This window comes from Streptacidiphilus neutrinimicus, from assembly GCF_000787815.1.
Taxonomy (GTDB): Bacteria; Actinomycetota; Actinomycetes; order Streptomycetales; family Streptomycetaceae; genus Streptacidiphilus; species Streptacidiphilus neutrinimicus.
The window spans coordinates 9,624-10,811 of the sequence record NZ_BBPO01000144.1; the positions used below are offsets into that span (position 1 = coordinate 9,624).

Annotated in this window: 2 protein-coding genes; both read right to left on the reverse strand. The window is 71.0% G+C overall.

Annotation, left to right across the window (positions count from 1 at the left end; all coding sequences use genetic code 11):
• The coding region (locus TR48_RS37560; RefSeq protein WP_236652516.1) for a transposase at positions 1–442 on the reverse strand (442 nt) is incomplete at its 3' end.
• A gap of 307 nt (positions 443–749) precedes the next feature.
• Positions 750–1,188, reverse strand: a 439-nt coding sequence (locus TR48_RS37565) for a phosphate signaling complex PhoU family protein (protein ID WP_304941246.1), incomplete at its 5' end; no start/stop codon positions are given.

A 1,188-nucleotide genomic window follows, 5' to 3' on the forward strand; every position in this document is an offset into this window, starting at 1 on the left:
GGGATGCCGGTATCGCCTGTCCGGTCTCGTCGGCTTGCAGCCAGGCGACCTCGCGGGCCTGGGCCCGTGCTGCCCGCAGCGTGTTCAGGGCCGCTTCATCGATACCGGCCAGCACGCGCCAGGCGGTCGGGGTGGAGGCGACGGGGCCGAACACATCGCACTGGTCCCGCAGCACGGCCAGGTCGGCGATCGCCTCGCCGCCGTCGGCGAGCATCACCGCCAGGTCCACCCCGACGCGGCCAGGATCGTGCCCGGTCCCACGCGGCCGCAGCCGCTGCAGGACGTCGGAGAAGGCGCTGGTCAGCGAGGTGGCGTCGGCCAAGCCCGCGAGCAGACGCGAGCCGGCGTGGCTGACCACCCCGTTCCCGTCGGCGCTGACGACGAGCTTGGGGCGTGACCGGGTAGTGTGCACGCAGAAAGTGCCTTCCCGCTGGAACGACAGAGACCTTAGACAAGCCTCATCGTTGCAGCTCAGAAGGCACTTTCGCTTTTCCGATCATGATCTGGACCCGACCCCAGATGAAACGCGCAGGCTAGAGGTGGCCGAGACCGTGTCCTGATCCTGGCTGTTCAGCGTTCCCGCAGGCTGGGGGCTCGACCTGGCGCAGCCGTCCGGCGCTGATGGCATCCGCCCGGATCGGGCCCGGCTGCTGCGGAACCCGACGTAGGACCGCGCCGCCATGGGTGTGGGCAACGGACAACCCCATGCCGAGCCTGGGCACCGACTGGATGGACCGCGGAGCGGCCGCCTACCTCCGGCCGCTCTCTTCGGTCAGGTCGCCGGTGTGGGTGCCGGTGACCAGGTAGACGACACGCTCGGCGACGGCGACGGCATGGTCGGCGAACCGTTCGTAGAAGCGGCCGGCCAAGGTGACGTCGACGGCGTCCTCGACGCTGTGCCGCCAGCGGTCGTCCAGCAGCCGCCGGAACAAAGCGCGGTGCAGATCGTCCATCACGTCGTCGTCGCCCTCCAGCTCGAGCGCGGTCTCGAGCTCGCGGGTGGCGATGACGTCGGCGGCCTTGGCCATCAGCCGCTGGGCGATGTGCCCCATCTCCAGCACGGTGGCGTGCAGCTCGCCCGGGACGGCGTGCTCGGGGAAGCGGCGCCGGGCCAGCTTCGCCACGTGCCCGGCCAGGTCGCCGGAGCGCTCCAGTTCGGCGCTGATGCGCAGCGCGGTCACCACGGCA